This is a genomic window from Actinoplanes cyaneus, from assembly GCF_016862095.1.
GTDB classification, from domain to species: Bacteria; Actinomycetota; Actinomycetes; order Mycobacteriales; family Micromonosporaceae; genus Actinoplanes; species Actinoplanes cyaneus.
Genome location: NZ_BOMH01000118.1, coordinates 1 through 2,979, shown reverse-complemented (window position 1 = coordinate 2,979; position 2,979 = coordinate 1). Strand labels below are relative to the sequence as shown.

The following is a 2,979-nucleotide window of genomic DNA, read 5'->3' as shown; positions in this document are numbered from 1 at the left end:
GGTGCTGCGGGTCCATCGCCAGGGCCTCGCGCGGCGAGATTCCGAACAGGCCGGGGTCGAAGTCGGCCGCGCCCGGCAGGAAGCCGCCCTCACGCGAGTACGACGTGCCCGGGTGGTCGGGATCCGGGTGGTACAGGTTCTCCAGGTCCCAGCCGCGGTCGTCGGGGAACGGCACGATGCCGTCGCGTCCGGACTCGACCAGGTCCCACAGCTCGTCGGGGCTGCTCACCCCACCCGGGAAGCGGCACGCCATGCCGACGATCGCGATCGGCTCGTCGGAGAGCGCCGCCGCGGTGACCGCGACGATGGTTTCGTTCTCCTCACCCGCGATCTCACCGGTCAGGTACGCGGCCAGAGCCTCGGCGTTCGGATAGTCGAAGACCAGGGTGGACGCCAGCCGCAGCCCGGTGACGGTGGCCAGGCGGTTGCGCAGCTCGACCGCGGTGAGCGAGTCGAAGCCCAGCTCCTGGAAGGCGCGCCCGGCCTCGACCGCCTCCGGCCCGGCGTGCCCGAGCACCGCGGCGACGTGCGTGCGGACCAGGTCGAGCACGGCCCGTTCCCGCCGCTCGGCGGGCATCACCGCGAGCCGGCGGGCCCAGCCGCTGTCCGCGGTGCGGCGCACCGGCACGCGGACCAGCCCGGCCAGCATCGGCGGGAGCAGGCCGGCCGCGGCGGCGTCACGCATCGGCGCGATGTCCAGGGCGAGCGGCGCGATCGTGGCGCGGCCGCTGCCGAGCGCCGCGTCGAAGGCGGCCAGGCCCTGCTCGGCGGTCAGCGGCACGATGCCGCCTTGCCGGGCCCGCGCCTTCTCGGCCTCGCTCAGTTCGCCGCCCATGCCGGCGTCCCACAGGCCCCAGGCCAGGGAGGTGGCCGGGATGCCCTCGGCGCGCAGCTGTTCCGCGTAGGCGTCGAGGAACGCGTTGGCCGCCGCGTAGTTGCCCTGCCCGGCGTTGCCGAAGATCCCGGCCGCCGAGGAGAAGAACACCAGCGCTGTCAGCCCGCTCGTGGCGGCGACGATGTTGCGAGCCGCGTCCACCTTGGCCCGGAACACCGTCCGCAGCCGCTCCGGCGTCAGGTCGGTCAGCAGCGCGTCGTCGAGCACCCCGGCCGCGTGCACCACCGCCGAGATCCGCTCCCCCGACAGCGCCGAGGCCACCGCGTCGGCATCCCCGAGGTCACAGGCGACCGCCCGTACCGAAGCTCCCTCGATGTGTGTCGGCTTCGCCGACCGCGACATCAGGATCATTTCGCGTACGCCGTGAGCCCGCACCAGATGCTCGGCCACCAGACGCCCGAGCGTGCCGGTCGCACCGGTCACCACCACCGCACCGTCACCCAGGTCGGGCGTGCCGCTCGCACTGACCCGGGCCAGGCGGGGCACGAAGACCTCGCCGCCACGGACCCGCGCCTGCGGCACCGGGTAGAACTCGTCGCACGGGCCGTCCAGCAGGTGGATCCGATCGGGGTGCTCCGACTGGGCGCTGCGCACGAGTCCCCACAGCGCGGCGCCGTCCGGGTCCTCGCCGGACGTGCGCACCACCAGCCGGGACGACGCCCACGCCGGGTCGGCCAGCCAGGTCTGCAGGAGTGTCAGCAGGGCGCTCGTCCGCTCGATGGCCGGGCCCGGCGCGGTCGCGTCGACCACGAGGGTGTCGACCGGCTCGGGCAGCGCCTGACCGAGAACGATCGCGGGAGCGGGACGCCCCTCGACGTCCTGACGCACCCACTCCACACCGAACAGCAGCCGGGACGCGGCGTCCTCGGCACGCGCCGCGGCGATCGGCCGCAGCACCAGTCCGCCGACCTCGGCGACCGGGGTGCCGGACTCGTCGAGCACGGTGATCCGCACTGAGTTCCCGGTGGGCCGGAGAACCGCGCGGACGCGGGCGCCGGCCGGGCCGGTCACCCGGAAGCCGGTGAACGCGAACGGCAGCCGCGTCTCCCCGTCGGTGACCAGCCCGCCCGCGCCGATGGCGTGCAGCACCGCGTCGAAGAGCGCCGGGTGCACGCCGTACCCACCGGTCGCGTGATCGAGCTCGACCTCGGCGAAGACGTCGTCACCACGCCGCCACACCGCTCGCAGGCCCTGGAAGGCTTCGCCGTAGGCCAGGCCACCGGCCGCCGTCTCGGCGTAGAAACCGTCCAGCTCGACCGGGTCGGCGCCGGCCGGCGGCCACTCCCCCGGCACCTCGGACACGAGTTCGCCGGCAGCCGCGAGCACACCGGTGGCGTGCGTGATCCACGGCTCGTCCTCGTCGGCGCGGGCGTGGACGGTCACCGGACGGCGCCCGTCCGCGTCCGGCCCGGCCAGGGTGACCCGTAGCTGGACACCGCCGCGCTCGGGAAGCGGCAGCGGCGCCTGCAACACCAGTTCCTCGACGACCGGGACGCCGGCCCGGTCACCGGCGGCACGGACCATCTCGGCGAACGCGGTGCCGGGAACGATCACCCGGCCCTGGACGACGTGGTCGGCCAGCCACGGGTGGGCACGCCGCGAGAGCGACCCGGTGAACAGCGTCGACACGGTGTCGGGCGCCTCGATCGCGGCGCCGAGCAGCGGGTGCCCGGTCTCGGCCAGCCCGAGGCCGCTCGCGTCGCCGCGGTTGCCGGTCCGCGGGCGCGGCCAGTACCGCGTGTGCTGGAAGGGGTAGGTCGGTACCGGAGCCACCGGGCCGTCCCCCACGACAGCGTTCCAGTCGACGTGCTGCCCGTGCACCCAGAGCTCCGCCACCGCCGTGAGCAGGGTTTGCACCTCGTCACGGTCGCGGCGCATCGCGGCCACGGCGACGATGTCGGCCTCACGAGCCAGCGTGGCCAGCACGGTGTCCGGACCCAGTTCAAGCACCCGGTCGGCGTCCAGGTTCGCGATGGTGTCGCCGAAGCGGACCGTGTCACGCACGTGGGCGACCCAGTACTCGGCGTTCGGCAGTGTCGCGATGGCCGCCCGGAAGTCATCGAGCATCGGATCCATCAACCGGG

Annotated in this window: 1 protein-coding gene; it reads right to left on the bottom strand. The window is 74.4% G+C overall.

The annotated features are described in order from the left end of the window. Positions 1 to 2,962 (bottom strand): type I polyketide synthase (locus tag Acy02nite_RS45710; protein ID WP_203756461.1); only part of this gene is annotated, 2,962 nt, incomplete at its 3' end. Between the last annotated feature and the right edge of the window lie 17 nt (positions 2,963 to 2,979).